The organism is Natronoarchaeum rubrum (assembly GCF_024494695.1).
Window position 1 is genome coordinate 416445 of record NZ_JANHDP010000004.1, and the last position, 26427, is coordinate 442871.

Annotated in this window: 28 protein-coding genes, 1 tRNA gene and 1 pseudogene; 13 read left to right on the forward strand and 17 right to left on the reverse strand. The window is 68.3% G+C overall.

The genetic code is table 11. The features are described from left to right. Positions 1–62: 62 nt before the first annotated feature. From NO931_RS20750 to NO931_RS12895, 4 genes are read left to right on the forward strand one after another with little or no spacing between them, the layout of a single operon-like run. Positions 63–1001, forward strand: coding sequence for a DUF4129 domain-containing protein (locus NO931_RS20750; RefSeq protein ID WP_256392740.1), 939 nt, complete (start codon positions 63–65; stop codon positions 999–1001). Next, positions 994–1593: a DUF7269 family protein gene (locus NO931_RS12885; protein WP_256392741.1), complete on the forward strand. Its 600-nt coding sequence runs from the start codon at positions 994–996 to the stop codon at positions 1591–1593. The genes NO931_RS20750 and NO931_RS12885 overlap by 8 nt, the downstream gene beginning before the upstream one ends. Then, entirely contained in the window at positions 1590–3020 is a 1431-nt protein-coding gene (locus NO931_RS12890; RefSeq protein ID WP_256392742.1) for a DUF58 domain-containing protein, read from the forward strand. Before NO931_RS12885 ends, NO931_RS12890 begins: the two co-directional genes overlap by 4 nt. Then, positions 3017–3532: a DUF7519 family protein gene (locus NO931_RS12895; protein WP_256392743.1), complete on the forward strand. Its 516-nt coding sequence runs from the start codon at positions 3017–3019 to the stop codon at positions 3530–3532. The genes NO931_RS12890 and NO931_RS12895 overlap by 4 nt, the downstream gene beginning before the upstream one ends. Before the next feature lie 49 nt (positions 3533–3581). Here NO931_RS12895 and rbcL read toward each other — a convergent pair whose 3' ends face one another. Beyond that, complete coding sequence (gene rbcL, locus NO931_RS12900; protein WP_256392744.1) at positions 3582–4832, reverse strand: type III ribulose-bisphosphate carboxylase; 1251 nt, start codon at positions 4830–4832, stop codon at positions 3582–3584. A gap of 92 nt (positions 4833–4924) precedes the next feature. Between rbcL and NO931_RS12905 the strand changes: the two genes are divergently transcribed. Continuing rightward, positions 4925–5422: a GNAT family N-acetyltransferase gene (locus NO931_RS12905; protein WP_256392745.1), complete on the forward strand. Its 498-nt coding sequence runs from the start codon at positions 4925–4927 to the stop codon at positions 5420–5422. Between the two features lie 16 nt (positions 5423–5438). Here the strand turns inward: NO931_RS12905 and NO931_RS12910 are convergent, their stop codons facing one another. After that, positions 5439–6389 carry an AAA family ATPase gene (locus NO931_RS12910; RefSeq protein ID WP_256392746.1) on the reverse strand — a complete coding sequence of 317 codons (951 nt, stop codon included), beginning with the start codon at positions 6387–6389 and terminating at the stop codon, positions 5439–5441. Between the two features lie 96 nt (positions 6390–6485). Between NO931_RS12910 and NO931_RS12915 the strand changes: the two genes are divergently transcribed. Both NO931_RS12915 and NO931_RS12920 read left to right on the forward strand, forming a co-directional pair. After that, positions 6486–6571 (forward strand) — tRNA-Ser (locus tag NO931_RS12915). 398 nt (positions 6572–6969) lie between these two features. Continuing rightward, entirely contained in the window at positions 6970–7641 is a 672-nt protein-coding gene (locus NO931_RS12920) for a hypothetical protein (protein ID WP_256392747.1), read from the forward strand. Between the two features lie 292 nt (positions 7642–7933). Here NO931_RS12920 and NO931_RS12925 read toward each other — a convergent pair whose 3' ends face one another. Continuing rightward, positions 7934–8938 carry a polysaccharide deacetylase family protein gene (locus NO931_RS12925; protein WP_256392748.1) on the reverse strand — a complete coding sequence of 335 codons (1005 nt, stop codon included), beginning with the start codon at positions 8936–8938 and terminating at the stop codon, positions 7934–7936. 222 nt (positions 8939–9160) lie between these two features. Between NO931_RS12925 and NO931_RS12930 the strand changes: the two genes are divergently transcribed. After that, a complete protein-coding gene (locus tag NO931_RS12930) occupies positions 9161–10258 on the forward strand; it encodes a GNAT family N-acetyltransferase (protein ID WP_256392749.1) in 1098 nt (365 codons plus the stop codon). 188 nt (positions 10259–10446) lie between these two features. On the opposite strand, the gene NO931_RS12935 is transcribed toward NO931_RS12930, so the two are convergent. Both NO931_RS12935 and NO931_RS12940 read right to left on the reverse strand, forming a co-directional pair. Beyond that, complete coding sequence (locus NO931_RS12935) at positions 10447–10827, reverse strand: nickel-binding protein (protein WP_256392750.1); 381 nt, start codon at positions 10825–10827, stop codon at positions 10447–10449. A 158-nt stretch (positions 10828–10985) separates the two neighbouring features. Next, positions 10986–12533, reverse strand: a complete 1548-nt coding sequence (locus tag NO931_RS12940; protein ID WP_256392751.1) for a (R)-citramalate synthase — start codon at positions 12531–12533, stop codon at positions 10986–10988. Between the two features lie 221 nt (positions 12534–12754). Between NO931_RS12940 and NO931_RS12945 the strand changes: the two genes are divergently transcribed. After that, entirely contained in the window at positions 12755–13975 is a 1221-nt protein-coding gene (locus NO931_RS12945) for an alpha-hydroxy-acid oxidizing protein (protein ID WP_256392752.1), read from the forward strand. 7 nt (positions 13976–13982) lie between these two features. Here NO931_RS12945 and NO931_RS12950 read toward each other — a convergent pair whose 3' ends face one another. The 5 genes from NO931_RS12950 to NO931_RS12970 form a co-directional block, all read right to left on the reverse strand. Further along, positions 13983–14333, reverse strand: coding sequence for a DUF192 domain-containing protein (locus NO931_RS12950; RefSeq protein ID WP_256392753.1), 351 nt, complete (start codon positions 14331–14333; stop codon positions 13983–13985). Between the two features lie 104 nt (positions 14334–14437). Next, on the reverse strand, positions 14438–14725 hold the full coding sequence (locus NO931_RS12955) for a winged helix-turn-helix domain-containing protein (protein ID WP_256392754.1): 288 nt from the start codon (positions 14723–14725) through the stop codon (positions 14438–14440). Between the two features lie 3 nt (positions 14726–14728). Beyond that, a complete protein-coding gene (locus NO931_RS12960; protein ID WP_256392755.1) occupies positions 14729–15418 on the reverse strand; it encodes a hypothetical protein in 690 nt (229 codons plus the stop codon). Between the two features lies 1 nt (position 15419). Beyond that, the gene (locus NO931_RS12965; protein ID WP_256392756.1) at positions 15420–16343 is read right to left on the reverse strand and encodes an ABC transporter ATP-binding protein; all 924 of its coding nucleotides are present in this window, start codon (positions 16341–16343) and stop codon (positions 15420–15422) included. Positions 16344–16348: 5 nt separating this feature from the next. After that, the gene (locus NO931_RS12970; protein ID WP_256392757.1) at positions 16349–17161 is read right to left on the reverse strand and encodes an ABC transporter permease; all 813 of its coding nucleotides are present in this window, start codon (positions 17159–17161) and stop codon (positions 16349–16351) included. A 212-nt stretch (positions 17162–17373) separates the two neighbouring features. Between NO931_RS12970 and NO931_RS12975 the strand changes: the two are divergent. After that, positions 17374–18129: pseudogene (locus NO931_RS12975) on the forward strand (P-loop NTPase); the annotation flags it as partial. Between the two features lie 52 nt (positions 18130–18181). On the opposite strand, the gene NO931_RS12980 reads toward NO931_RS12975, so the two are convergent. The 5 genes from NO931_RS12980 to NO931_RS13000 all read right to left on the reverse strand — a co-directional run bounded on the left by NO931_RS12980 (position 18182) and on the right by NO931_RS13000 (position 21864). After that, positions 18182–18376 (reverse strand): DUF7333 family protein, encoded by a 195-nt coding sequence (locus tag NO931_RS12980; RefSeq protein WP_256392759.1) that lies wholly within the window; start codon positions 18374–18376, stop codon positions 18182–18184. Positions 18377–18439: 63 nt separating this feature from the next. Next, a complete protein-coding gene (locus tag NO931_RS12985) occupies positions 18440–19180 on the reverse strand; it encodes a hypothetical protein (protein WP_256392760.1) in 741 nt (246 codons plus the stop codon). 79 nt (positions 19181–19259) lie between these two features. After that, positions 19260–19484: a hypothetical protein gene (locus tag NO931_RS12990; RefSeq protein ID WP_256392761.1), complete on the reverse strand. Its 225-nt coding sequence runs from the start codon at positions 19482–19484 to the stop codon at positions 19260–19262. A 71-nt stretch (positions 19485–19555) separates the two neighbouring features. Then, a complete protein-coding gene (locus NO931_RS12995) occupies positions 19556–20389 on the reverse strand; it encodes an aldo/keto reductase (protein ID WP_375142056.1) in 834 nt (277 codons plus the stop codon). Positions 20390–20490: 101 nt separating this feature from the next. Next, the gene (locus tag NO931_RS13000) at positions 20491–21864 is read right to left on the reverse strand and encodes a geranylgeranyl reductase family protein (protein WP_256392762.1); all 1374 of its coding nucleotides are present in this window, start codon (positions 21862–21864) and stop codon (positions 20491–20493) included. Between the two features lie 175 nt (positions 21865–22039). Between NO931_RS13000 and NO931_RS13005 the strand changes: the two genes are divergently transcribed. From NO931_RS13005 to ncsA, 3 genes are all read left to right on the forward strand, one after another. Further along, positions 22040–22696 (forward strand): DUF6517 family protein, encoded by a 657-nt coding sequence (locus NO931_RS13005; protein ID WP_256392763.1) that lies wholly within the window; start codon positions 22040–22042, stop codon positions 22694–22696. 58 nt (positions 22697–22754) lie between these two features. Next, complete coding sequence (locus tag NO931_RS13010) at positions 22755–23465, forward strand: alpha/beta fold hydrolase (RefSeq protein ID WP_256392764.1); 711 nt, start codon at positions 22755–22757, stop codon at positions 23463–23465. Between the two features lie 210 nt (positions 23466–23675). Then, positions 23676–24695 (forward strand): tRNA 2-thiolation protein NcsA, encoded by a 1020-nt coding sequence (gene ncsA, locus NO931_RS13015; RefSeq protein WP_256392765.1) that lies wholly within the window; start codon positions 23676–23678, stop codon positions 24693–24695. A gap of 62 nt (positions 24696–24757) precedes the next feature. Here ncsA and NO931_RS13020 read toward each other — a convergent pair whose 3' ends face one another. Beyond that, positions 24758–25069 carry a hypothetical protein gene (locus NO931_RS13020; RefSeq protein ID WP_256392766.1) on the reverse strand — a complete coding sequence of 104 codons (312 nt, stop codon included), beginning with the start codon at positions 25067–25069 and terminating at the stop codon, positions 24758–24760. A gap of 141 nt (positions 25070–25210) precedes the next feature. Next, positions 25211–26425 (reverse strand): cell division protein FtsZ, encoded by a 1215-nt coding sequence (gene ftsZ / locus NO931_RS13025; RefSeq protein ID WP_256392767.1) that lies wholly within the window; start codon positions 26423–26425, stop codon positions 25211–25213. Positions 26426–26427 lie beyond the last annotated feature (2 nt).

Here is a 26427-nt window from a genome sequence, read left to right on the forward strand (position 1 = left end):
TGTGATTTGTTATCAATCCTATATTTCGCAAGCAATACAAGGCGACGGTTTGATCAACGATCGTGAATCGGAGTTCCGCTCGGACGATCGCCCTCGCGCTCCTCTGTCTGGTCGCGCTCGTCGTCGCGGCGGCGACGCTGACGAGCATGCAGGCCGGGGGAGGCGGTGACGGCGGGCTCTCGGGCGGCGGCAGCGGCGCCGACCCGTCCGGACTTCCGGCCGTCGAGACGAACCAGAGCGGCGGAGGCGGCGGCAGCTTCTCGACACTCTGTGTCGAACCGATCCTGTCGCCCGGCGTCGGCGCCGTGATCGGTGCCGCCGCGCTCGGCGCAGCTTACCTCACGAGTCGGCGCTACGGCCTCGGCATCACGCTCATCCTCGCGGCCGCGTTGTTGCCGCTGCTGATCCTGTTCGCGCTGATGCTGACCGGCGGCTGCGCCGGCAGCAGCCCCGGAGTCCCGGCGGGCGGGGAGCTCAACTCGACGTCGGGCGGCTCCGGCGGCCTGTTGGGCGGCGGCGGCGGTGACGGCGACGTCCCCGCGACAGCGGTCCCCTCGCTCGCGCTGCTGTCCGTCCTGTTGCTCGCGATCGGCGGGGCGGTCGCGGCGCTGTTCTACGCCGATACGGGCGAACGGGAGTCGAGGCGGGACCCCGACGAGGCCCCCGAGGACGACGAGGAGCGCCGCTCCGAACTCGGGCGCGCCGCGGGACGAGCCGCCGACCGAATCGAGGACGCGGACGACCTCGAGAACGAGGTGTACCGGGCCTGGCGCGAGATGGCGGACGCGCTGCCGATCGAGCGACCGGCGTCGAGCACGCCCGGCGAGTTCGCGGCGGCCGCCCGCGGCGTCGGCGTCGACGCCGACGACGTCGACGAGCTCACCGAACTGTTCGAGGCCGTGCGGTACGGCGGTCGCGAGGCGACGGGCGAGCGCGAGGAGCGCGCGGTGGCGGCGCTCCGTCGAATCGAATCGTCGCACGGGGGTGACGACGATGGATAAGTTCGCCGCGGTCGGCGCGGCGCTCGTCGCAGTCGCGCTCGGGATCGTGTTCGCACCGGGGCTGGCGCCGTTCGCGCTCGACGCGTGGGCCGTCGCGCTCGTCGGCGTGATCGCGCTCCTCCAGGGAGTCAACCGGGCGCGAGAGCGGCGCCGGACGCCGATCGACGCCGAGGAACTGCCGGCGCTCGAACGGGCACAGGAGCTTCCGCGTCCCGGGGAGGAGTTCGACGCCGCCGTCGAGGGCGGCGATCTCGACGAGACCCGGTCGTACTCGGCGAGAAAGAGAGCGAACGACCGACTCACGGCCGCTGCGGTCGACGCGCTGGTGCGCAACCGCGATTTCGACGAGGCGGCCGCGCGCGAGGCGCTGGCCGAGGGGACGTGGACCGACGACCCGTGGGCCGCCGCGCAGTTCCACGGCGAGTTCCCCGACTGGACGCCGCTGCGCGTCCGCCTGCGCGGCTGGACGACGCGGCGCCGGAACGCCCGGCGGGCGTCGCGAGCGGCGGACGAGATCGCGCGGATCGCCGGGATCGGCGACGAGACGCCTCCCGACGAGGCCGACACGGCCGCCACGGAGGGGTCGGCGTGAGCGCGGACGCCGAACCGCGCGAAGCCGGTGCGGCGTCGACTGGCCCGGGCGACGACGGCGTCGCTGGGGACGACTCGGCGCCACGAGCGGATGACGAGACGGCGACGCGCGCCGCGGGGGAGTCCGACGACGCCCGCGCCGCCAACCCCGTGCTCTCGTCGCGTGCGGCGGGGACGAACCGCTGGACGGGGATCACGGCGCTGGCGCTCCTGTTCGGCGCCGCGGGTCTGCTCGCGACGCGGCCCCCGCTGGTGCTGGCGGCGGCCGTCGGCGTCGGCTACGCGGCGTACGCGCGAGCGGGCGACGCCCCCGAGCCGGCGCTCTCGATCGACCGGACGTTCGGCGACGACGCGCCGGAACCCGGGGAGGAAGTCCGAGTGACGGTGACCGTCCGGAACGTCGGCGACGCGCTCCTCCCGGACCTGCGGATCGTCGACGGCGTCCCGGACGAGCTCGTCGTGACCGACGGCGTCGCCCGGCTGGGCACCGCGCTCCGACCGGGCGAGGCGGCGACGTTCGGGTACGCCGTCACCGCCCGCCGCGGGACCCACGAGTTCGACCCCGTCCGAGTCGTCGCTCGCGGGTTCTCCGGGTCGGTCGAGCGCGTCCAGTCCGTCGAGACCGAGGGGAGTCTCGTCTGTCCGCCGGCACCGGCCGGACTGGCCGATCTGCCGCTGCGGTCGCTGACGACGCCCCACGCGGGCCGGGTGTCGACCGACGTCGGCGGCGACGGCATCGAGTTCCACTCCACGCGGGAGTACCGCGTCGGGGACCCGCTCTCCCGCGTCGACTGGAACCGTCTCGCACGCACCGGCGAGCTCACCACCGTCGAGTTCCGCGAGGAGCGCTCGGCGACGGTGACGGTCGTGGTCGACGCGCGCGAGGTCGCCTACCGTCGCGGCGATCCGTCGGATAGACACGCCGTCGACCGCGGTGCGGAGGCCGCCGCCGGCGTCGCGGACGCACTGCTGAGCGGCGGCGACAGAGTCGGGCTCGCCGCGCTCGGTCCCCGCGAGTTCTGGCTGGCGCCGGCCGCGGGGGACGAGCACCGCGCGCGAATCGCCGACGCGCTGGCGACCGATCGAGCGTTCTCGCCGGAACCGCCCGACGTGGCTGCGCTGGCGCGTTCGTACGCCGGTAGGATCGAGCGGCGGCTGCCCGACAGCTCGCAGGTGATCCTCGTCTCGCCGGTCTCCGACGACTGGATCGTCCGCCGCGCGCGACTGTGGAACGCGCACGGGCACCTCGTGACGGTTCTGAGCCCGGACCCGACGGCGAGGGACACGCCGGGCGGTCGGCTCGCCGCCGTCGAACGCGCGGAGCGCGTCGCGAGTCTCAGAGAGGCCGGCCTCCGGGTGGTCGACTGGTCGGCCGAGGAGTCGCTCGCCGCCGCGGTCGCCGGCACCGAACGGAGGTGGAACGGGTGAGCGACGCGTCAGAACTCACTCGGCGACCGGCGCGGGCGTCGAGCGCAATCGCCGTGATCGCGCTGCTGGCGGCCGCGCTCGCCGGCGCGCCGTACTCCCAGTACGTCGTGTGGAGCGGCGGGCCCGCGCTGGCACTGCTCGCGGTCGGGCTGGTCGTCGGCTCGCGCCGCTCGATCACGCTCGGCTGTGTCGCGCTGCTGATCGGGGTGCTCGCGGCCGGCGTCCAGGGGCTCCCGGCCCTGCCGACGCTCGCGAGCGCCACGGCGACGGTCGTCGCGTGGGACGCGGGCCACCAGGCCGTCGGGATCGGCGACCAGCTCGGCCGCGAACCGCGAACGGTCCGCGCCCAGCTCCCTCACGTCGGCGCGACGGCGGCCGTCGGAGCGGCGATCGCGCTGGGGAGCTACGCGGCGTTTCTCGTCGCTCCCGGCGGATTGCCGGTCGCCGCGGTCGCGCTGGCGCTTCTGGGCGCCGTCTCGCTGCTGGCCGCGTTACAGGTCCGCGGAGCGTGAGCGTCGCGACTCGCCGTCCCGTTCGGTCGATCCCGCCGGCAGTAGCAGTTCACCGCGGCGTCTCGGTCCCCCACTGATCGAGCGCGGCGCCGAGTTCGGGGTGATCGTCGGCGTACGTTTCGAGGTCGACGCCCTCGACCGTGGCGTCGATCGCCTGCCGCAGCGCCTTGGCGCCGGCGTGGGTGCCGTCGGGATGCCCGTGAACGCCGCCGCCGATCTGGACGCAGATGTTCGTGCCGAGTCGGTCGACGAGTTCCGGGAGCAGTCCCGGATGTAGCCCGCCCGACGCCGTCGGCAGCACGTCGGTCAGCCCGTGGCAGTCGCCGTAGAGCCACTCGTTGATGCCGACGGTGTCCTCGTTCTCTAGCTTGCCGAGGTCGGCCGTGCCGGTGTGGATCTGATCGACGCCGCAGAGGCGCGCGATCTGGGCGAGCACGCGCATCGAGACGCCGTGGGTGTCGATCCGGTCGAACGCGGCATGCATCGCTCGGTGGGCGTGGATTGCCAGCCCGTGTTCCTCACAACGTTCCCGGAGCGTCTGGACGCCGGCCCAGCCGACCGTGACGACGTCGACCATCACGTACTCGCCGCCCTGCTCGGCGACGCGGTCGGTCCTGCGCAGCATCTCCTCGGTCTCGGCGGTGACGTTGATCAGGTAGCTCTTCGGCTCGCCCGTCTCCTCCTCGGCCCGGTCGCGGGCCTCCAGACTCTGGACCAGCCGATCCTCGAACCGGTTGAACGACTGATCGGTCAGGTTCTCGTCGTCTTTCAGCAGGTCGACGCCGCCGGTCCAGGCGTCGTAGCCCACCTGGACGTGCTGTTCGGTCGAGAGCCCGACCTTCGGCTTCGGCACGGTCGCCGTGATCGGTCGGTCGCCGGCGTCGAAGATCTCCTGGCGGACCGACGTGCCGAACTGCGGCCCGGGGAAGCTCGTTGCCAGCGCGTCGGGCCACTCGCAGTCGAGCAGCCGGATCCGCTCGACCGCTTTCATCCCCATGATGTTGCCCGCGATACAGGAGAGGATCTGGGGCATGTTGCCGAACTCGAACAGCTCGGCGGGGTAGGCCACCTCGATGACGCCGTCGTCGCCGAGCGCGAACGTCGTCGCGCTCAGGTCGGTGATCGATCCCTCGACCTGGAGCTCGGCCCACGTGCCGTTCGAGCTCTCCGAGGCGACCCGGCTCCCGGCGGCTTCCAGATCCATGTCGGCCGCGGGATCGACGTAGAACTCACAGACCAGATCGTTCTCGTCGGGCTCGTACGACAGGTCCAGGAAGTCCTCGTAGGTGATTCCGGTCATCTATTGGTAACTATTGACACACTGCAGTAAATACGCACCGGCGATCCCGATCGCCGCGCGGATTTATCGCGCGCCGACGCGTACCGTTTGCTATGGGGGACGATGTCACGGTACGGCCCGCGACGGCCGACGACCTCGACGCGCTTCGGGGGGTGGCGCGGCGCGCCTGGGATGCGGCCTACGCGGACACGTTCGATTCGGCGACGATCGACGAGTTGCTGGAGCGGGGCTACGCCGACGAAGTACTCGAAGAACTCGTCGACGCCGACGACGCCGCGTTGCTCGTGGCCGTCGACGAGGGCGTGATCGGCTACGCCGGCGCCGTCGAGGCCGACGAGGAGCCGGCCGCGGACCTGAACGTCTACGTCGATCCCGACCGCTGGGGGCAGGGCGTCGGCGCGCAGCTACTCGAAGCGACCCGCGAGCGCCTCGCGGACCGCGGCGTCGAGCGCGTGAGCGACTACGTGCTCGCGGAAAACGAGGTCGGCAACGCGTTCTACGCGGACCACTTCGATCGGGTCGACCAGCGGCAGGTCGAGATCGCCGGCGAAACGCACGACGCCAACGTCTACGAGGCGCCCCTCGGATAGTCGACCCCGGGCCGGCTCACTCGACGGTCGGCACCGGCACGGCGTCGAGCACCTCGTCGACGAGCACGGCCTTCGAGACGCCGTCGACTTTGGCGTCGGGCGTCAACACGAGCCGGTGGGCCATCACGGGTTGGGCGACGCGCTTGACGTCGTCGGGCGTCACGTAGTCCCGGCCGACCATCGCGGCCCGCGCGCGGGCGGCTTCGAGCAGGCGCTGGGTCCCCCGCGGCGAGACGCCGACGTCGACGCGGCGCTTGGTGCGCGTCCGGCGGGCCAGCTCGGCGACGTAGGAGACCAGATCGTCGTCGACACCGACCGACTCGGGGACTTCGCGCAGTTCAGCGACCGCGCCGTCTTCGAGCACGCTCGTGACGCTCGGGCTCCGGTCGAGGCGGCCGAGCCTGCGCTGGAGCAGTTCCTCCTCGCCCTCTAGCTCTGGATAACCGATCGAACTCTTCACGAGGAACCGGTCGATCTGGGCCTCCGGCAGCGGGAACGTTCCCTCCTGATCGACGGGGTTCTGCGTCGCGATCACGAAGAAGGGCGAGGGAAGCTGGTGGGTCTCGCCGTCGACGGTGACCTGGCCCTCCTCCATGGCTTCGAGCAGCGCGGCCTGGGTCTTCGGTGGCGCGCGGTTGATCTCGTCGGCCAGCACGACGTTCGCGAAGATCGGTCCCTCGTTGAACTCGAAGCTGCCGTCCTGCTCGTTGAACACGTGGGTGCCCGTCACGTCGGCGGGCAGCAGGTCCGGCGTGAACTGAATCCGGGAGAACGACAGTCCGAGCGCGGTCGCGAAGCTGTTCGCGGTCAGGGTCTTCCCGGTCCCGGGAACGTCCTCCAGCAGGACGTGGCCCCGGCCGACGACGCCCAGCAGCACGGTTTCGAGAAACTCCTCGTCGGCGATCACCGCCTCCGAGATCGCGTCGAGGATCGCGTCGGACTGCTCGCTCGCCTCGCGTACGTTCATAGCTGTGACGGTGCCCGCCTGTCACATATGAGTACCGATGGCACTCGACGCCCGAACCGAAACGTACAAAATCACGGGGCGGGTAGCTGATGATGAGCCGAGGTAGCCTAGCCCGGCCAAGGCGGTTGCTTCGAGAGCAACTGTCCGTTCAGGACACAGGAGTTCAAATCTCCTCCTCGGCGCTTTTCACGCGAACAACATCGCGAGAGCCTTCTATGGCTCTCGCACTCGTGAGCGTGTACACGCAAAACGTGGAGATTTGAGCAGACGAGTCGCAGCCCGCGCAGCCGAGCGAAGCGAGGCGAGCGGGACCGTCTCGGCGAGTTCAAATCTCCTCCTCGGCGCTTCTCTCCGACGCAAATCCGCGAGAGCCTTCCATGGCTCTCGCACTCGTGAGCGTGTAAACGCACCCTCCTCCTCGGCGCTTCTCGTCGACGCAACGACCGCGAGCGACCTCCTCGATTCGGGAAGTGCGTGTGCGAATCGATCGTTCGTATCCAAATTAATTCTGCTCGGTTCTCTATTAACGAAATTCCATCTGATGGAAAGAATTGTGTGTTCCCAGTGATATTCCTACTGTATGCCCTTTGAGAGTCCCCGAGTCCGCCGCGCTGTTACTGCCTCCCTCGGTGTTCTCTTACTTGCAGCAACCGTCTTCGCTCCGCTTGGCACCATCGCGTGGTCACACCAATATACCGTCGAGCAGGTGGAACCCGACGATCCCCAACTTGGCGAGACTCTCGCGTGGGTCGACCAAGCCACCTCCTGTTACCCCGAGAACGACGCTTGTGAACTCTTCTACAGTCTCAAAGATACTGAGTCACGGGTTGTCACAGATTCGACGTACCACGCCGCTCAGGGGGATGATCAGAAGACAAGACTTGTGATTTTCCCTGACTCGACCCAGGAGTTCTACCGACTACAGCTCAACCCCTACGAAAATGAATCGATCAGAATTGGCCTCACGCCGATCTCGAATGCTACTGCACTTGAACAGGCGTCTACGCCATCCGGCTACTACCCGCGGGGCGTGCAAAACCTTGTCGAGGAGGGTCAGATCCGTACGAATGAACAACTATCGGGATACGCACTCTGGAGCCATACGCGCGATATAATCGCTCACGATAATGCATATTACCGGCAGGACTCATTCACGTATCGCGGCTCGGTGTTCGGTGGCACGGACTTTCACCGTCTGGTCCTCCTCGCTGTTGGGGCAGTCCTTTGCTACCGCGCTGGCCGTATCAAGTGAGCTGTTCGGAGCGCCATATTCTCTGATGATACGAAGGACCTCAGCGCGAGATGATCTACCTCTACTCAACGCGATTGTCATGGTCTGCCCTGAATAAAGAAACTGTAGTACCAACTACTGATACTCCCGGAGATTGGATCAAACGAGCCACAGTCCACGCAGCCGAGCGAAGCGAGGCAACTAGAACCGTCTCGGCGAGTTCAACTCTCCTCCTTGGAACCGTTCGTCGATGCCACAGCGGCGTCCAGCAGCGATGCCACGGCGGCGTCCAGCGACTGTTGCGACGGCGTCGTCACTCGCCGGGCGGTGCCGACGATTCGACGGCCGCAGGATACCGGTCGGGCAGCTCGTCCATCGTACAGACCTCGACCCGGCCCTGCTCTCGTAGCCGGGCCAGCGTCTGCAGGTACTCCGACACCGGCGCCATCTGGCGTTCGTTGCTGAGGTCGTAGAGGTGACACCACAGGTGGAGATGCTCGTCGTTCTCGATGGCTCGCAGCGTCGCGCGTTCGAGGTACTGGAGGTGAAGTCGCTGGGCCAGCCCGGTCGGCAGCCAGCCGAGCGGTCGGCCGGCGGGGCGCTGGCCCGAGGGGAGCGACGGCGCGGTGAGATTCGGGTGGGTCGAGCAGTACGTCCAGAGGACGCCGTCGATCCACTCGGGATCGCGCATCGGCGGCGGGCCGAACAGCAACTGCCCGGCTCTCCGCACGGGATTGTCGGCCTGATTCATGATCGCGATCCGGACGACGTCGATGCCCCGATCGACCAGCACGTCGGACGGTGGCGGCCGGTGGCGCGGCGGGACGAAGGAGCGCGAGCGCTGCCCGAGTACGTCCGCTTCGAGTTGCTGGCCCCGTTCGAGGTCGGCGCTCACCGCCGCGGCGTCGACGGTTTCGAGGGGCGTGTGCGAAAAAGAGTGGGTACACAGTTCGTGTTCCGTGGGCCGGTCGCGGATCGCCTCGACCACGTCGGGCGCGTAGAACAGCGGGTCGACCGCGACGTCGGTACCCGGGTCGGCGTCGAACCAGCCCTCGGGGTAGGGACCGTCGTGGTGGCCGTCGCAGGCGGTCAACAGCAGGTGATCGACGACGTCGAACGTCATCGCTACGCCCGTCTCGTCGCAGACATCGAGGAGTCGCCGGAGAAAACGCCGCTCCTCCCGGCCGTCCTCAGTCAAGTGGTCGGCGTGCTCGTCGAGGTCGTGGACGCCCCACCCGAGTTCCAGCTCGACGCTCATCGTGACGACTGCGGTCATCCACTCGACAGTGTCGACGACCCGTCGAAAGGGAGTTGTCACCACTCGGTCCCCCGACGGCAGCGGGTTAGCGTCCGATCGCTCGCCGTGGCCGCGCTTTGTCGGTCGAATTGCCGCGAGTTCGTTGCGGCTTCGCCGGACGTACCGCGGGCGAGCCGGTATCGGTCCGCAACCATCCCGTTGGCATCTTTAGGCAATCAGACGAGAGAGTACCGATGACGCAAGAATCTATTCGTCTGTGACGCCTGACAGTACGGAACATCGATGGGTATCGTTCGCGAGGGGTACGATCTTAGACAGTTCGGGCCGAGCGACAGGGCGGGGTTCGCGTCGCTGTACGAGACCGTCTTCGGCGTCGCCAGGACGGAGCGGTGGTTCGACTGGAAGTTCGGCGAGAACCCGTTCGTCGACGGCGTGCCGATCACGGTCGCGGTCGACCCCGACGACGGCGTCGTCGGCGCGCGGCCGATGTTCGCGCTGCCGATGGCCACAGGGCACAGCGAGTTCCTGGCGCTCCAGCCCTGCGACGCGATGGTCCATCCAGAGCACCGCCGGCAGGGGCTGTTCACCCGAATGACCGAGCACGCGATCGAGCGCTACGACGACCACGAGGCGGCGCTGTTTTTCAACTTCCCGAACGAGCAGTCCGCGGCCGGGAATCGCAAACTCGGCTGGCGCGACGTCGGCGCCCTGTCGACGTACTACCGCGTGCAGTCGCCACGTGCGTGGGTCAATCCCGACGACGGCGTCGAGACCGTCGCGGCGACGGCGGCCGACGCCGTCGCGACTGGTTACCTGCGGACGCGGGACGCGCTGGCGCCGTCGGTCGAGGGCGTCACCGTCGAACGGCACCCCGAGCCGCCCGCCGAGTTGCTCGCCTCGCTGTACCGCTCGGCCGTTCCGACCGGATTTCACGCCGTCCGAAACGAGGCGTACGTGCGCTGGCGCTACCGAAATCCGCGGTGGAGCTACCGCACCTACGTCGCCCGCGACGACGCCGACCGGCCGCTGGCCGCCGCGGTGGTCGGGCGGAAATCGGAGGGCGGGTCCACCGCGGTCCGGCTCACCGACGTCGTCCCGACGCCGCCGGACGAGGGGTCGCTGGCGGCGCTGCTCTCGGCCGTGCTGTCGGACGCTGGCGACGCCGACGCCGTGGCGGCGCCGTCCTGCCTTCCGGAAGATCTGCTCGCTCGCTTCGGCTTCCACCCCGACACCGCGCCGCCGCTGTCGTACGTGGGATCTGCGACGATCCACGTCGCGCGCCCGGCGACCGTCGACGCCGACGACTGGACGCTGTTCGGCCGATCGGTGACCGACGCCGACAACTGGGCGCTGACGTTCGGCGAGCAGGATACGAGTTGACGGTACTGGATACTGCCTGTGCGTACTGACCGCTACGGTCCTATTTGTTTCAGATGGAGTCTACCGAGTTGTGTTGAGTACGGGGCGCGTATACACCACTCACTCTCGGGCAAGAAATTGCCGCGTACGGAACGGGTATCCGTCACCCCGTTTCCGTCAAACAAATTCGTCCGCGCGTAGCCGGCGTTTCAGGCCGACTTCGACGTGCCGCCGGTCCTCGGGGCCACCCCAGCGTGCGGGGGGCCGACCACGAAGATATCGCTCACAGCGAGACCGGCCCGCTCACTGTGTTCGCGGAGCGTCGCTTCGGAGTCTGCGTCGTACCGACACATCGTCGCGCCGATCGATCCGTCCTCGTTGAGGAACGTCTGAGAGCCGAGATACGACATCGGCACCCCCCCAGTCCGAAGTTCCTCGATGGCTTCACCCGAACTTTCGACCGCCTGCTCCAGCTGCTCGTTTGTGATTCCCGCTTCGAACTCCCGCAATACGTCGTAGTTAGTCATGGTATTTCCTGAGAAGGAACGGTACAGCGTTCGGGTTCTCACTATCAATACGCCCTCAAACATAATAAAGGTTCCTTATAGTTTTTTGGGAGACAATTATAGCGGATCGAGTGTCGTAGAGGGCTGCAACCCGAGAAGATGTTGCTCGGAAACTCTCCGAGCGTCTACTACCGCTCAGCAAAAGCCCGGATCGCAGTCGTTCCTCGATAAAAGTACGCCGATCAGTCGTCGGCGAGCGGCACCGGATCCTCGCCGGGGACCGACAGCAGCCGGTCGATGGCGTCGACCATCGCCTTGACCGAGGCGGTGGTGATGTCGGTGTCGCTGTTGGCGACGGTCACCGACGTGTCGCCGCGGCTCATCTCGACCTCGACGGTGACGACGGCGTCGGTGCCGCCGGTGATCGCGTCGACCTCGTAGGATTCGAGCGTGACGTTGGCGGCCTCGCCGAGCGCCTCGCGCACCGCGGAGACGGCGGCGTCGACCGGCCCGCTCCCGGTGCCCGAGGCGGTCCGCTCGTCGTCGTCGACGCGCAGGCGGACGCTCGCGGTCGGGATGCCGCCGCCGCTGGCCGCGGTGAGATTGAGCAGTTCGACGCGGCGCTCGCGGTCGGTGCCCTGGACCTCCTCGGCGATCGCCAGCAGGTCGGCGTCGGTGACGCGCTTGCCCCGGTCGCCGATCGCCTTGACGCGCTCGACGACCTCGGTGAGCTCCTCGTCGGAGACGTCGAAGCCGTGTTCCTGAAGGGCTGCCTGGGCGCCGGCGCGGCCGGTGTGCTTGCCCAGCACGATCCGGCGCTCGCGGCCCACCTTTTCAGGCGGGTACGGCTCGTACATCTGGTCGTCCTTGAGCGTGCCGTCCGTGTGGATGCCGCTCTCGTGGGTGAAGGCGTTCTCGCCGGTGACGGCCTTGTTCGGCGGGAGCTGGACGCCCGTCGAGCGGGCGACCGTCTGGCCCAGCTCGTACAGCTGGGTCGTGTCGACCGTCTCGAGGTCGTAGCTGTGGTCCAGCGCGATGGCGACCTCTTCGAGGGCGACGTTGCCGGCGCGTTCGCCGAGCCCGTTGACGGTCCCGTGGATCAGGTCCGCGCCCGCGGCGACGCTCGCCAGAGCGTTCGTGACGCCCAGCCCGAGGTCGTCGTGGGTGTGGGTGCTGACGGGGCCGTACTCCGAGAGCGCGGAGACGACCTCGTAGGCGCGCTCGGGACCGGCGTGGCCGACCGTGTCGGCGTAGCAGACCCGCGTCGCGCCGGCGTCCATGGCGGCCTCGGCGAGCCGTTCGAGGAACTCCAGGTCCGCGCGGGAGCCGTCCTCGCCGATCACTTCGACCCACAGCCCGTGGTCGCGGGCGTACGCGACGAGCTCCTCGGTGTCGGCGACGACCTCGTCGCGGGTCGTGTTCACCTTCGTCTCGATGTGGCGGTCGCTGCCGGGGACCACGATCGTGACGCCGTCGACGTCGCAGTCGAGCGCGAGGTCGATGTCGTTCTTGACGCCCCGGGCGAAGCTGGTGATCGTCGCGTCGAGTCCCAGATCCGTGACGCGGCGGATCGTCTGGCGCTCGCCCTCGCCGGTGCAGGCGCTGCCGGCCTCGATCACGTCGATCTCGGCGCGGTCCAGAGCCTGCGCTATTTCGGCTTTCTCGTCGGGCGTCAGCGAGATTCCCGGTGCCTGTTCGCCGTCCCGCAACGTGGTATCGAGAAGCTGTACGTCAGTCGCGTCGTCGTAGAGGGGATTTGTTTCGGGGGAGCCCCCGAATAAATCGGTCACCGGTCATGATAGTCCACTCTCCCGTAGGCCACCCGAGACATATAAGCTACCCGCTTCGACAGGTGGTGACACGGGTGCCGGCGTCCGGACGTCGGCGCGATCGCGGGGCGGCATCGCGACCGCGCGTCGGCGTCGCGGTCGTCGTTCGGCGTCGAGACGCCGCTGCGTCAACGAGCGGGAGCCGCCCCGATATTTTTGACGCCGCCGCGAGACCGGCCGGTATGGCAGACGACTACAGCCACACGGTCGGTCGCGACCGGCTCGTCGAGGTGTACACCCAGGGGATGCTCGCCGACCGGACGCCCGAGATTCCGCCGTCGTTCGAGGAACTCGAAGCCGCCGCCGAGGAAGCGCTCGACGACGAGGCGTACGCCTACGTCGCGGGTGGTGCGGGCGAGGAGCGCACCGTCGGCGCGAACCGCCGGGCGTTCGACCGCTGGCGGCTCGTCCCGCGGATGCTCCGGGACGTCGCCGAGCGGGACCTCTCGGTCGACCTCTGCGGGAACGAGTATCCGGCGCCGATCGCGCTGGCGCCGATCGGCGTCCAGTCGATCCTCCACGACGACGCCGAACTCGCCAGCGCTCGCGCCGCCGCCGAACTCGGCGTCCCGTTCGTCCAGAGCTCGGCCGCCTCGGAGACGTTGGAGGACGTCGCCGAGGAGCTGGGCGACGCGCCGGGCTGGTTCCAGCTCTACTGGAGCGCCGAGCGCGAGGTGACGGCGAGCTTCGTCGAGCGGGCCGAGGAGGCGGGCTACGAGGCGATCGTCGTCACGCTCGACACGCCCGTTTTGGGCTGGCGCGAGCGCGACGTCGACCTCGGATACCTGCCGTTCCTCGACGGCGAGGGCGTCGCGAACTACTTCTCCGATCCGGCGTTCCGCGACCTGCTGGCCGACCCGCCCGAGGAGAACCCCGACGCCGCAATCATGCAGTTCATCGACGTGTTCGGCGATCCCTCGCTGACCTGGGACGACCTGGAGTGGCTCCGCGAGCAGACTGACCTGCCGCTGCTCGTCAAGGGCATCCTCCACCCCGACGACGCCGAGCGCGCGGTAGAGTGCGGCGTCGACGGGCTGGTCGTCTCGAACCACGGCGGCCGGCAGGTCGACAACGCCGTGTCGGCCCTGTCCGCGCTGCCGCGGATCGTCGAGCGCGTCGGCGACGACGCCACCGTCTTGTTCGACAGCGGCATCCGGCGCGGCGCCGACGCCGTCATCGCGCTGGCGCTGGGCGCCGATTCCGTCCTGTTCGGGCGGCCCTACGCCTACGGGCTGGCGATCGACGGCGAGAACGGCGTCCGCGAGGTGACCGAGAACTTCCTGGCCGATCTGGATCTGACCCTGGCGCTGACGGGCCACGATTCGGTCGCCGACGTGGATCGCGACGCGCTCGTTCCCGCGGCGGAGTGGCGTCCCGACCGCGGCGCCGACGCCGAGTGGTAGCGCGGCGTCACGCCTCGACGAACTCGACAGTGTCGCCGACCGTGACGCCTTCGGCGGCGCCTGCGGGCAGTTCGACGAACGCGTCGGCCCGGGTCTTCGCGTTCCCGGTCCAGGCCGACAGTGTCTCGACGCGCTGGACCTCGCCGTCGACGAGCCAGACGACGTCGATCGGGAACGGGACGAACAGCATGTGGACGCTCCGGGCGGTCGGCTCGTCGAACTCGAAGACGAGCGCGTAATCGTCGGGGATCGACCGGCGGAACATCAGCCCGCGACCGCGAGAGAGCAGCCCGTCGGCCACGTCGACGCGCATCGCGAGCGTCTCGACGCCGTCGGGGCCGCGGTGACGCAGTTGCACGGCACTTGCATTCGCTCGGGCCGGCAAAACGTTTGCGCCCGGCGTTTCGGCGTCCTGATCGTCGGCGTCCGGGAATCGGTGTCCCGCCACCGCGCCGCTTGCGATCAGTCCTCCAGCGCGCCGAGCAGCGCTTCGAGCGTCTCGACGTGCTCCTCGAACTTCGATCGGCCCTCGTCGGTCAGCTCGTAGGTGGTCTGTGGGCGCCGGTCGACGAACTGCTTCTCGACGGCGATCGCGTCGGCCTCCTCCATCGTCTGGAGGTGGCTCGACAGGTTCCCCTCGGTGACGTCGAGCGCTTCCTGGAGTTCCGAGAACGTCGACTCCTCGTGCCGGTAGAGATAGGAGAACAGCTGCAACCGGGTCGGCTGGTGGACGAGCTTGTCGAACTCCATGGGTTAGTCCCAGCGGTAGGTCAGCAGGTAGTACGTCCCGACGCCGTGGAGGAAGAAGAGCGCTCCGAACAGCGCGTAGCCGGCGTACTGCAGGAACTCCACGAACGGCATGAAGAAGGCGAAGACGAGCATCCAGGCGCCGGCGACGTAGTAGGGATATCGGTCCCGCGCCCGGATTGAGTACGCGCTCAGGATGGTGCCCGCGAGCAGGTAGCCCATCCCGAGGACGGCGACCGAGAGGCTGAAGAAGTACGCCCCCTGCACGACCCCCGGTACGTCGCCGAAGATCGCCGACGGGATCGCGGTGAGCACGAACCAGCCCGCAACGAGCGTGCCGAACACGACTCGCCAGCTCGGCGTCGGACCGGGGTCGTCGACTTCGGTGGCGACCGCGGAGCGCCATTGGATCAGCCCCGCCAGTGCGACCAGCACGAACCAGACGACGAGGTAGAGGTAGTCGGGGATCGGCAGGGCGAACACGACGTTCGCGAGGACGCCTGCGCCGCCGACGAGCGCGCCGTGGACGGCCCAGAGTCGGCGCTGGCCCGGATACCGGTCCTCGATCCCCATCGCGGTCTTGATATGGTCGAGGTCCCGCCGGAGCGCGTCCAGATCCGGGTCGCCCGCGGCGCTCGCAGTTCCGGGCGCATCTGTATCGACCGGTCCCTCGTCGTCCGCGGTGTCGCCGGACATCTCAGTTCGTGACCGGCTTTCGCGCCCGGCCACCTGTTCCTTTCCCTTCCGCGATCTCGGGACCGACGTAGGTGTGGTAGTTGAACAGGTCGGTGTACGACGGCGGATCGAGCTCGACGCTCGCGTCGCCGTCGACCGACGCCGCGATCGCGTCGACGTCTTCCTCGGTCGGCAGGAACCCGCGGACCTCGTCGCCACGGCGGAACGCCCGTTCGCCGAGCAGTCGCGACTCGTCGGGGACGCCGCCCCGGACTCGCGCGACCGGCGGCAGCTCGTCGAGCAGGACCTCGGGCTCGCCGTCGGCGACGACGCGCCCGTCGCGAACGAACGCGATCCGGTCGGCGATCCGGGCGTCGAGCGGCGTGTGGCTGGTCACGAGAAACGCCTTGCCCGCGTCGCGACGCGCCAGCAGCAGGTCGTGGAGCGTCTGGATCATCGCCAGATCGAGCTCCGCGGTCGGCTCGTCGAGCAGGTACAGCGGCACGTCCGCCGAGAGGGCGCTCGCGATCTCGACCTTGCGCTCCATGCCGCCCGAATACTCCCGGACGAGCCGATCGAGGTCGGCGTCGATCTCCAGGCGCTCGGCGAGCGCTTCCCACTCGTCGGTGCCCCGCGGGTGGAGATCCTCGTAGAACTCCAGGTTCTCCCGGCCCGTGAGATCGGGATCGGTCATCGTCCCCTGGAGCATCACGCTGTGCTCGGCGCCGGCCCGGTCCGGTGTCAGGCCGTCGAACAGCTCTATCTCGCCGGCGTCGGGCGCGGTCGAGCCCGCCAGACAGGACATGAACACCGACTTGCCGACGCCGTTGGGGCCCATCAGCAGGACGATCTCGCCGGGCCGCACCTCCAGGTCGATCCCCGTCAGGACGGGCTGGTCGTCGAAGCGCTTCTCCACGCCGGTCGCGGTGACGATGGCATCGGACATCTGAATCACTCCGGTGCGTAGGCGAACCTGCGGACGATCAGCACCGAGATCGCCAGCAGCCCGGCGGCGTAGGCGCCGAGCAGGCCGAGGTATTTCGCCGAGTCGGGCGCCGCCGGCGGCGTCATGAACGCGGCGTCCTCGGAGAGGTACGCGATCTGGATCCGCGTCGCCAGCGAGTTCGGCACGTAGTTGACCATGTCGGCGCCCTCCGCGAGCATCCCCGGCGTGACGCCGTTGAACCCCGTCGCGTAGAACGCGATCAGCGCGCCGATCACCGCGATCGTCGTCATGTGCTCGGGCTTGGTGATCACCAGCGCGACGAGCATCGCCGCCGCCATCGCGATCAGGCAGAACAGCGCGAGCGTCAGGACGATCACGCCGAGCGCGGCGGGATCCGGGCGGCCGAACGTCGCGCCGTGGGCGATCGAGACGGCGATCGTCACGACGTAGGAGGCGACGCCGAACGCGGTCCCGGCGAGCAAGCGCCCGACGAGGTCGGCGGTCGGCGCGATCGGCATCGCGCGGAACTTCCGGTAGCGATCGCCGTCGAGGTCCCGCGCGAAGTCGCCCGCGAACACCGCGACGGTGATCGTGAACGCGCCGAACAGCCCGTAGGTCATCGCGAGTCCCGCCTTCAGGCCCCCGGCGCCCCCGCCCTCGGGCACGTCGACGAACACCAGCACCGACAGGAAGTACCAGAGCACGGGCCAGGCGACGGTGATGCCGAGCAGAACCTTGCTTCGCAGCACCTTCCGGACGTGTCTGCGGGCGAACGTGCGAGTCTGTCGCGTCCACGGGACGCGGGCCGTGTCGTGCATGGTCGAACAGCGACGGCGCGGCGCGCCGCCACGAATCGGCGTTCGATATGCACTGCAAAAAGGTTTGCTAAATATTGCAGTTTGCGACACAAAGCAGGGAGAAGATTTATATACTATAGTATGCCGGACGCGTTCGACCCGCAGATTTTGTCGGATCGCTCGCACGGTCCGACGTGATGGAGCGCGTTCGGTGCGTCCGTCATCGTTCCGACGCCGCGGGCCTCCACGAGATGGGCGCCCGCGTCGGCATCCTCGACGCCGACGTTCACGGGCCGAATGTCCCGCGTATCCTCCCGGTCGAGAGCGAACCGGGCATGACGCCCGACGAGGAGCTCGTCCCGCCGCGGTCCGAGGGTGTCGGCGTGATGAGCATGGACTACCTGACCGACCACTCCGACGACCCCGCGATCCTGCGCGGGCCGATGGTCAAACAGGTGATGATGCAGTTCATCGAGGGCGTCGAGTGGGGGCGGCTGGACTACCTGATCGTCGACCTACCCCCGGGCACCGGCGACGCCTCGCTCAACCTGCTCCAGACGCTGCCGGTCGCCGGCGTCGTGATCGTGACGACGCCACAGGAGATGGCCGTCGCGGACGCCCGGAAGGGGCTCCGGCTGTTCGAGGAGCACGACACGCCGATCCTCGGCGTCGTCGAGAACATGAGCACGTACCGCTGTCCGAACTGCGAGGACGACCACGACGTGTTCGGCAGCGGCGAGGCCCAGAACATCTGCGAGGACTTCGACGTCCCGCTGCTGGCCGAGCTGCCGGTTCATCCCGACTTCGACAGCGAGCGGATCGACGGTCCGGCGGTGCGGGACGACGACAACGCCGTGCAGGCGGAGCTACAGGAACTCAGCGAGACGGTCGCCGACCGCGTCGGCGCGGTGAACCGAAAGCGGGTCGGCGAGGATGCCGCGGACGCGCCGGACGAGTCGATTCCGACGGGAGCCGACGCTGACGACTGATCCGGTTCGGCGTCGACGCCGTTCGCCGATTCCGAGTCGCGAGCAGCCGTTCTCAGACGCCCGCCCGCCGGTGCTGGCCGTACTTCATCCCGATGAACAGACACAGCAGCCCGAACACCACCATCGATGGCAGGACCATCGTGAGAATCGTGCCGGTCCCCATCATCGGCGCGGCGATGAGGCCGCCGACGCCGACGGCGATCAGTGCGATAAACAGCGCCGCTGTCGTGGGCAGGTCGAACTCCATGCGGGTCGAGCTACGGACGCGAGGACAGTAACTATACGTGGAAGGGGACCCGCTCTGCCGGAATCAGGACGGCCGCACGAGATCCGCCAGCGCGACCAGCGCGCCGAGCAGCCAGCCCAGCGGGACCGCGATGCCGAACCACATCCCCAGATACGCCGCGCCGGCGAGCTGGTACTGGTCGCGCAGGTACGTTTCGAGGCCGCCGACGGTCAGCAGGTTGTCGAGCACCCAGATCGCGACCGACTCGCTGCCCGGCAACACCAGATCGCCCAGCGCCGGCGAGTACAGCGCCGCGGCCACCGGCGGCAGGAAGATCGCCGTCATCGCGGCGGGATAGGCCAGAATCACCGACGTGCCGCGACCGCCGATCCGCGAGAAGGCGGTCGCGGCGCCCGCCGCGAGCACCCCGATCACGCCCGCTGCCAGCACCGCGAGGAAGCCGGTTCTGGTGAACCGAAGGTGGGCGAGTACCGTGAGCGCGCCCCAGACGACCGTCGCGAGCACGACGACGCCGGCGACGCCCAGCCCCGCCACGACGCGGTCGATCCGGCGCGAGTAGAATCGGGCCATGAAGCCAAACAGCGCCAGCGGATACAGCACGGCGACGAAGGGGACGCCGAGCGCGCTCCAGAGCCGGTAGGCGATCCACCCGCTCGTCGTGTTGGGCGTCCACTTGCCGAGCACCGAGTGGCCGGTGCCGCGCTGGCGCGGGAACAGAAGTTCCATCCAGCTCTCGTGGAGGCGCCGCAGGTCGATCCGCACCGCTCCCGTGACGCCGCCTCGGTTGCTCGACCCGACGGACATACACGACACAGAGTGGTGTGTCACTTTCAACCTTCCGCCTACCATCCGAGCGCAACTCGCAACGATCCCGGCGGCCGTGCTACGCTCGGACTTCCCGATACAGGCCGATCACGACGAGTCCCGGGAACAGGTAGAACAGCGACGTCAGGAACACGGTGATCGCCCAGCTAGCCGCGTACTCGTCGTCCCGGAAGCGAGCATCGACGTACACCCAGTACGCCAGTCCGACCGAGATGACCAACAGCAACAGCAGTACGAATAGTACCGGACCGCGGACGCCAATCACGGGCACGACGCTCGCCATACGATCGTTCGATCGCCGTCGAGCAAATATTTCCCCCGATTCCGGAATGAGATGCGAGAAGGAGGGGGCGCTCAGTTCCAGGGGCCGAAACTCGGGTCGACGCGTCGCCCGCGCTCGTCGATGGCGTCGATGCGCTCGATCTCCTCGTCGTCGAGCGTCAGGTTCAGCGACCGCCAGTTGTCCTCGACGTGGTCGCGGCCGGTGGCCTTCGGGATCGGGGTGACGCCCTTCTGGCGCAGCCACGCCAGACTGACCTGGGCCGCGCTGACGTCGCGGTCCTCGGCGATGTCGGTCAGCGTGTCGTTGTCGAACACCTCGCCGCGGGCCAGCGGCGAGTAGCCGACGACCTCGATGTCGAGCTCTTCGGCCTTCGAGCGGACCTCCTCCTGGGGGAGCATCGGGTGACACTCGACCTGGTTGGCGAACAGCGGCGCGTCCAGAATGTCGACGGCCTCCTCCATGTGTTCGGGCTCGAAGTTGCTGACGCCGACCCGGTTGATCCAGCCGCGCTCCTCGAGTTCGTCGAACGCCTCCAGCGTGTCTTCGGCGTCGTACGTCCGCGACGGCCAGTGGACGTACAGCAGGTCGACGTAGTCGGTGCCGAGCCGATCCAGGCTCGCCGACGTCGTGTCGATCACGTCGTCGTACGCGAGGTTGTCGAGCCAGACCTTCGTCGCGAGGAACACGTCGTCCCGATCGACGTCGGCGCGGGCGATCCCCTCGCCGACCTCGTGCTCGTTGCCGTAGGCCTGCGCGGTGTCGATGTGTCGGTAGCCCGACTCCAGGGCGACCTGCACGCTCTCGATGCAGTCGTCGGGATCCGTGTTCTCCCACGTTCCCAGACCGAGCATCGGCATCCCGTTGGCGCGCGGACACTGGTCGCTGTCGGGCAGTTGCTGTGACATACTGGTTACTGGGACGTTCGACCGGTTAGGGGTTTGGGAACGGGCGAGCGATTCTCGATGGGGTACGCTAGCACGGCGAAATCGCCTCGACGACGGTCCGCTCAGTACTTCGGATCGGCGCCGGTGATCTCGTAGACGTCGTCCATGATCGCGTCCCGGCGCGAGCGCCAGGCGTCGAACCCGTCGGGCGACGTCGGGTAGTCGTCGTACACGGCTTTGAGCTCCGAAGCCTTCTTGCTGATCTTGTAGAGCTCGTAGAGCACGTCCCAGTGGCCGCGCGTCTTGAACACCGTCCGCAGCTTCAGGCCCAGCCCCATCGACGCCGTTCCCTCCTTCCCGAGGGCGTCGATGATCTGCTGGCCGGGCAGCGCCGTGAGCACGTCGACGAGTTCGTCGACCTCGTGGGCGCCGCCGAAGATGTTGTACAGATCCATCGCGGCGAAGCGCTTGCCGAAGTCGGTCATCACCTTGTGGTTGTACTCCCACAGCGCGTCCTCGCCGACGTCGCCGTCGCCGATGGCGTCGACGGCTTCGAGAGCGGCCCAGTGGCCGGCCTTCGCGGCGCCGGGGATGCCGCCGCCGGTGGTGGGGTTGACGTGAGCAGCGGCGTCCCCCACGGCGACGAAGCCGGGCGCCGTCGCCGAGTCGTAGGGGCGTCGGGTGGGCAGCGCGGCGCCGAGTTTGTCCTTGACTTCGGCGCCCTGGAACTCCGCGCGACTTTCGAGGTCGTCTTTGAGCACGTCGACCAGTTCCATGGGCTCTTTGTTCATCTGGAAGCCCAGGCCGGCGTTGATCTCGGTGTCGGTCCGCGGGAAGTACCAGAGGTAGCCCAGCTCCTCGGTCGGCTTGAACACGATGGCGTCGTCCCACTCGACGGGCTCCTGCACGTCGACGACTTCGCGGTAGGCCGAGCAGAACTGCGAGTAGTTCACGTTCTCGTCGAACGTGGCGTCCGCGAGATCGGCCTTGTCCTGTAGCAAGGAGAGCGCGCCGGCGGCGTCGATCACGACGTCGGCCTCGTAGGTCTGGGTGTCGCCCTTCCGGATCGCCTCGATCCCGGTCACTCTCCCCTCGTCGTCCTGCGTGACGTCTTTGACGACCGTGTCGTAGTGCATGTCCGCGCCGACGCGCTCGGTCTCCTCCAGCAGCACTTCGCCGTAGCGCTTCCGGTCGAGAACCGCGCCTTTCTCGCCGAAGGGAATGTCCAGAACCTCGCCGCTCCGCGGGTTCTCGAAGCGAGCCTTCCGGATGTTCCGGTTGCTGAACGACTCCTCTTTGAGATACTGCCGGTCGATCACGTCCGGGAACGTGCTCTTGCCCTTGATGGCGTCGCCGCAGGCGATGTGGCCGGCTTCCTCCTCGGACTTGCGCTCGACGAGGACGACGTCGACCCCTTCCTGGGCCGCCGTCGCCGCCGCGAACGCGCCCGCGGTGCCGCCGCCCACGACGACGATGTCGTAGGATACTCGCGTCATTGTTGTGCTCCCTTGACGGGCATCTCATAAAAAACGGGCGCAAACGCATCGAAACGTGGGGCGACGCGGTCGAATCGCTCTCCGGCCGCGAACGCCCGGCTCGTTCCGTTCGATTGCCGAATAGCGACCTTTGCGTGCCAGAAGGTCTTTAGTCGCTGACCGGCTTGCTACGTGCATGCAAAACCGACGCGAGTTTCTGGCCGCCGTTCCGGTCGGCCTGCTGGCCGCCTCGGCCGGCTGTCTGAAGTTGGTCACCAACGACCGCGCGGAGTACACGGCCACGAAGGCGAGCGCGAGCGACGACGGGCTCGAAGCGACCGGCTACCAGCACGCCGAGACCCAAGAGGAGACGATCGAGGAGTCGTTCGAGGTCGCCGGCGTCAGTCGGACGGTCGTCGCCACCAACTGGATCGCCACCTACGAGAAAGCGCTCTCGATCCAGGGCCAACAGCAGGAGGCCGCCCGCTTCGCGGCCGTCTCGACGCCGGCGATCAAGATCCTGGGACGGACGTTCAACCCCGTCAACGAGATGTCCCACAAGGAACTGCTCGACCGGTTCCGCAGCCAACTCAGCGGCCAGTACGAGGGCCTCGACCAGCTGGAGTACGTCGAGAGCCGCGACGAGGTGATCCTCACCAACGAGGTCGAGGTCTCGACGTTCCGGACCGAGGCGTCGATGGACGGCGAGACCGTCGAGCTGTACGTTCACGTCACGACGCTCACCCACGAGGGCGACCTGATCGTCGCCGTCGGCGCCCACCCGGCCGCGCTCGCCCAGGAGCGCTCGAACGTCTACGAGCTGATGCGCTCGCTCGAGCACGACGGGAACTGATCCGTCGCTTTCGGGGCGTCCTCTCACTTTTTTGTCTTTCGGCCCCGAACCCGGCGTCATGCACCGCGAGACGCTCGGCGACGGTGACGATCTCGTCGTCGTGCTCGGCTGGGGGAATCGACTGGACCACGAGAACGTCCGCTGGCTGCTCGACGAACTCGCCGAGACCCATCGCGTCCACGCGTTTCGGATTCCCGACGCGATCACCGACTTCGAGCGCGAGTACGTCCGCCCGATCGAGCGCTACGTCGCCGACCTCGACGAGTGGCGCCTGCTCGGCCACAGCACCGGCGGGCTGATCGGCCCCTACGTCGCTGCGGCGGCGTCGACCACTGCCCCGACGACGCGCACGTATCTCAGCCCGTGGTGGGGCGAGCCGCCGGGACGCGACGGCCCGCTGCTGGACATCCTCGCGAAGCTGCCGATCTCGCGGCCGATCCTGCCCGGCAGCATCGACGACCGCGAGCTGCTCGGCGACCTGACGACCGATCGCCAGCTCGACGAAGGGCCCGACGCCGCCCCGACGTTCCTGCGCGAGACGCGCCGCGCTCACCGGGAGCTGCCGCCGATCGACGACGACGCCGTCGTGTTCTGTTCCCTGCGGGATCGCGTCGTTAGCACGCGCGCGATCGGCGAACGGATGCCCGCGGAGCGCGTCCGGCTGTACGACGGCGGCCACGAGCTGTTTTCTTCGTCCTCGCGCGAGGATCGGATCGACGACGTGCTCGCCGCGGTGCGCGAAGGGGCGAGCGGGCTCGACCGGGACTGACGCCGCGGCTGCCGCGGCGTCGTGACGCCGTTATCGCCGTGGCGTGATGCCGGTGTTGCTGTGGCGTCCTGGCGCCATTGCCGTCGCGGCGCGACGCCGCCGCTGTGGCGTCCCGACGCCGCCGTCACCGCGAATCGGGCGGTTCGGGCGACCCGCTCGCGCGCGCCCGAGACGAAACCGTGATGGACGTCCCGCGGCTACGTCCCGCCGATGGAGTGTACCAAGTGCGGCCGCGAGGCGGTGATGCACGCGGCCTACTCCGGCTCGCACCTCTGCGAGGAGCATCTGCGCGAGTCGGTCGAGCGCCGCGTCCGCCGGCGGGTCCGCGAGGACGATCTCGTCCCGCGGTCGGCGACGCCCGAGGACCCCGAGACGTGGGTGATCGGGCTCTCGGGCGGCAAGGACAGCGTCGTGCTCACCCACATTCTCGACGAGACGTTCGCCGAGGACCCCCGGATCGAGATGATCGCGCTGACGATCCACGAGGGGATCGAGGGGTACCGCGACGAGAGCGTGTCGGCCTGCGAGGAGCTCGCCGAGGATCTGGAGATGCAACACGAACTCGTCAGCTACGAGGAGGAGTTCGGCGTCCGGATGGACGACGTCGTCGAGGACGATCCCGAGAACATGGCCGCCTGCGCGTACTGCGGCGTGTTCCGCCGCGACCTGCTCTCGAAGTACGCCGAGGAGCTGGGTGCCGACAAGCTGCTGACGGGCCACAACTTAGACGACGAGGCCCAGACCGCGCTGATGAACTTCCTGGAGGGCGACGTCTCCCAGATCGCCAAGCACTTCGACGCGTCGCTCGGTCCCTTCGACGACAGCGAGGCCCAAAGCGATTCGGACAGCGAGAGCGGGCAGCGCTCGCGATCGCGGACCGAAACAGAGGAGTTCGTCCCCCGCGCCAAGCCCCTGCGGGACGTCCCCGAGAAGGAAGTCGCGCTGTACGCCCACCTCGCCGACCTCCCGGCCCACATCACGGAGTGTCCCCACTCCAGCGAGGCCTACCGCGGCGAGATTCAGGAACTCCTTCTGAAATTAGAGGAGAACCATCCCGGTACTCGCCACTCGATCATGGCGGGCTACGAGGAGCTCGCCGGCATCGTCGCCGACGAATACGAGGGCACCGATCAGGAAGCCGACCTCGGCGAGTGCGAGGAGTGCGGTGCGACGACGACTCGCGACAAGTGCCGGAAGTGCGCGCTGCTGGAGTCGCTCGCGGCGGTGTAGACGCCACACAGCGGCGTCGAGACGCCGCTTCGACTTCGTTTTGTCGCCAGTTTCGATGATCTTCAGATACCGTGTCCCCAGAAAAACGCCGTCGCGCCGACCGCAGCGAACGCGATGCCGACGAACACGCCGGCGTCGGCGGCCTTCCGCGGGACGTCACCGACCGAATCCAGATACAGGCTCGTCGCGATGACGATGACGCCGACGACGACCGCCGCGATCGGTAGCGGGGACGCCGCGCCGCCGCTCTCGGCCGACTCTCCGGTGTGGCCCGTGTGAGCAAGCGCCGGGGTTGCGTACGCGAGCGCTCCGGCGACCACGGTCGCGGCGATCCGGCGTCCTCGGCTGAGCAGAGCTTCGAGCGTTCGGGTCACGGTGGTCTCGGCTCCGTCGTACGGTGCCGGCGGACAAAAACCGTCCGAAACCCTCGCGAGTCCAGGCTTCGCCGGCGGTCTGGACGCCGCGGCGTCGCTACGGAAGATCGAGCGTCCATAGAAAGGCCGGCCGTCGGCAGGTTACCGGATCACGTCGAGGCCGTTCTTCTTCTCGACCTCGCGTTTGCCGCCGTCGCTCTGGGCGCCGAAGGCCTTGCCGCCCGAGCCGCCCTGGTTGTCCGAGAACTCGCCGACGTTCTCGCTGGCGTCGAACGACGCTTCCTCGACGCCCTGCATACTCTGCTTGGACTTCTCGGCCTGCTTCTGGGTCGTCGGGCCCAGCACCTGGGCGCTCTGGACGCCGGTCATGATCGCCATGACCCGCACCTTGCCCTTGTACTCCTCCTGGATGCGGGCGCCCCAGATGACGTTGGCGCTGGCCTCCAGCCGCTCGGTGATGTTGTCGGCGATGCCCTCGGCCTCCTTCAGCGTGAGGTCGGGGCCGCCGGTGATGTGGACCAGCCCGCCCGAGGCGCCGCGGTAGTCGACGTCCAGTAGCGGGTGGTTCATCGCGTCCTTGACGACCTCCTCGGTCTTGTTCTTGTCCTGCGTCTCACCGACCAGCATCACCGCGACGCCGCCCTGGTTCATGATCGTCGTCATGTCGGCGTAGTCGAGGTTGATCAGGCTCGGCTGGGTGATCGTCTCGGAGATTCCCTTGACCGTCTCGGCGATGATCTGGTCCATCACCGAGAACGCCTTGCCGATCGGCAGGTTCGGGACGTACTCGAGCAGGCGGTTGTTGTCGAGCACGATGATCGAGTCGGCCTCGTCGCGCAGCTTCTCAAGGCCCTCCTCGGCCTTGACCGTGCGTGCGCGCTCGACGTTGAACGGCGTCGAGACCATGCCGACCACGATCGCGCCCTGCTCTTTGGCGATGCTCGAAACGACCGGCGCCGCGCCCGTGCCCGTCCCACCGCCCATCCCAGCGGTGACGAACACGAGGTCGGCGTTGCCCAGCACGTCCTTGATCGTGCCCTGTGCCATCTCGGTCGCGCGCTCACCCATCGAGGGGTCGCCGCCCGCACCGAGCCCGTTGGTCAGGGACTTGCCGACGAGGATCTTCGTGTCGGCTTCGATCATCTTGAGGTGCTGCTTGTCGGTGTTGATCGCGATCGTCTCGGCGCCGTCGACGCCGATGTTGTACAGGCGGTTTACGGTGTTGTTACCGGCCCCGCCGCAGCCGACGATCACGATCCGCGGATCGCCGAACTCGTCGTCGCTGTCCGCGATCGCCTCCATGTCCCGCTGCTCTTCCTCGGCGTTCTCCAGCGCCTCCTGAACGATATCCTGCATTG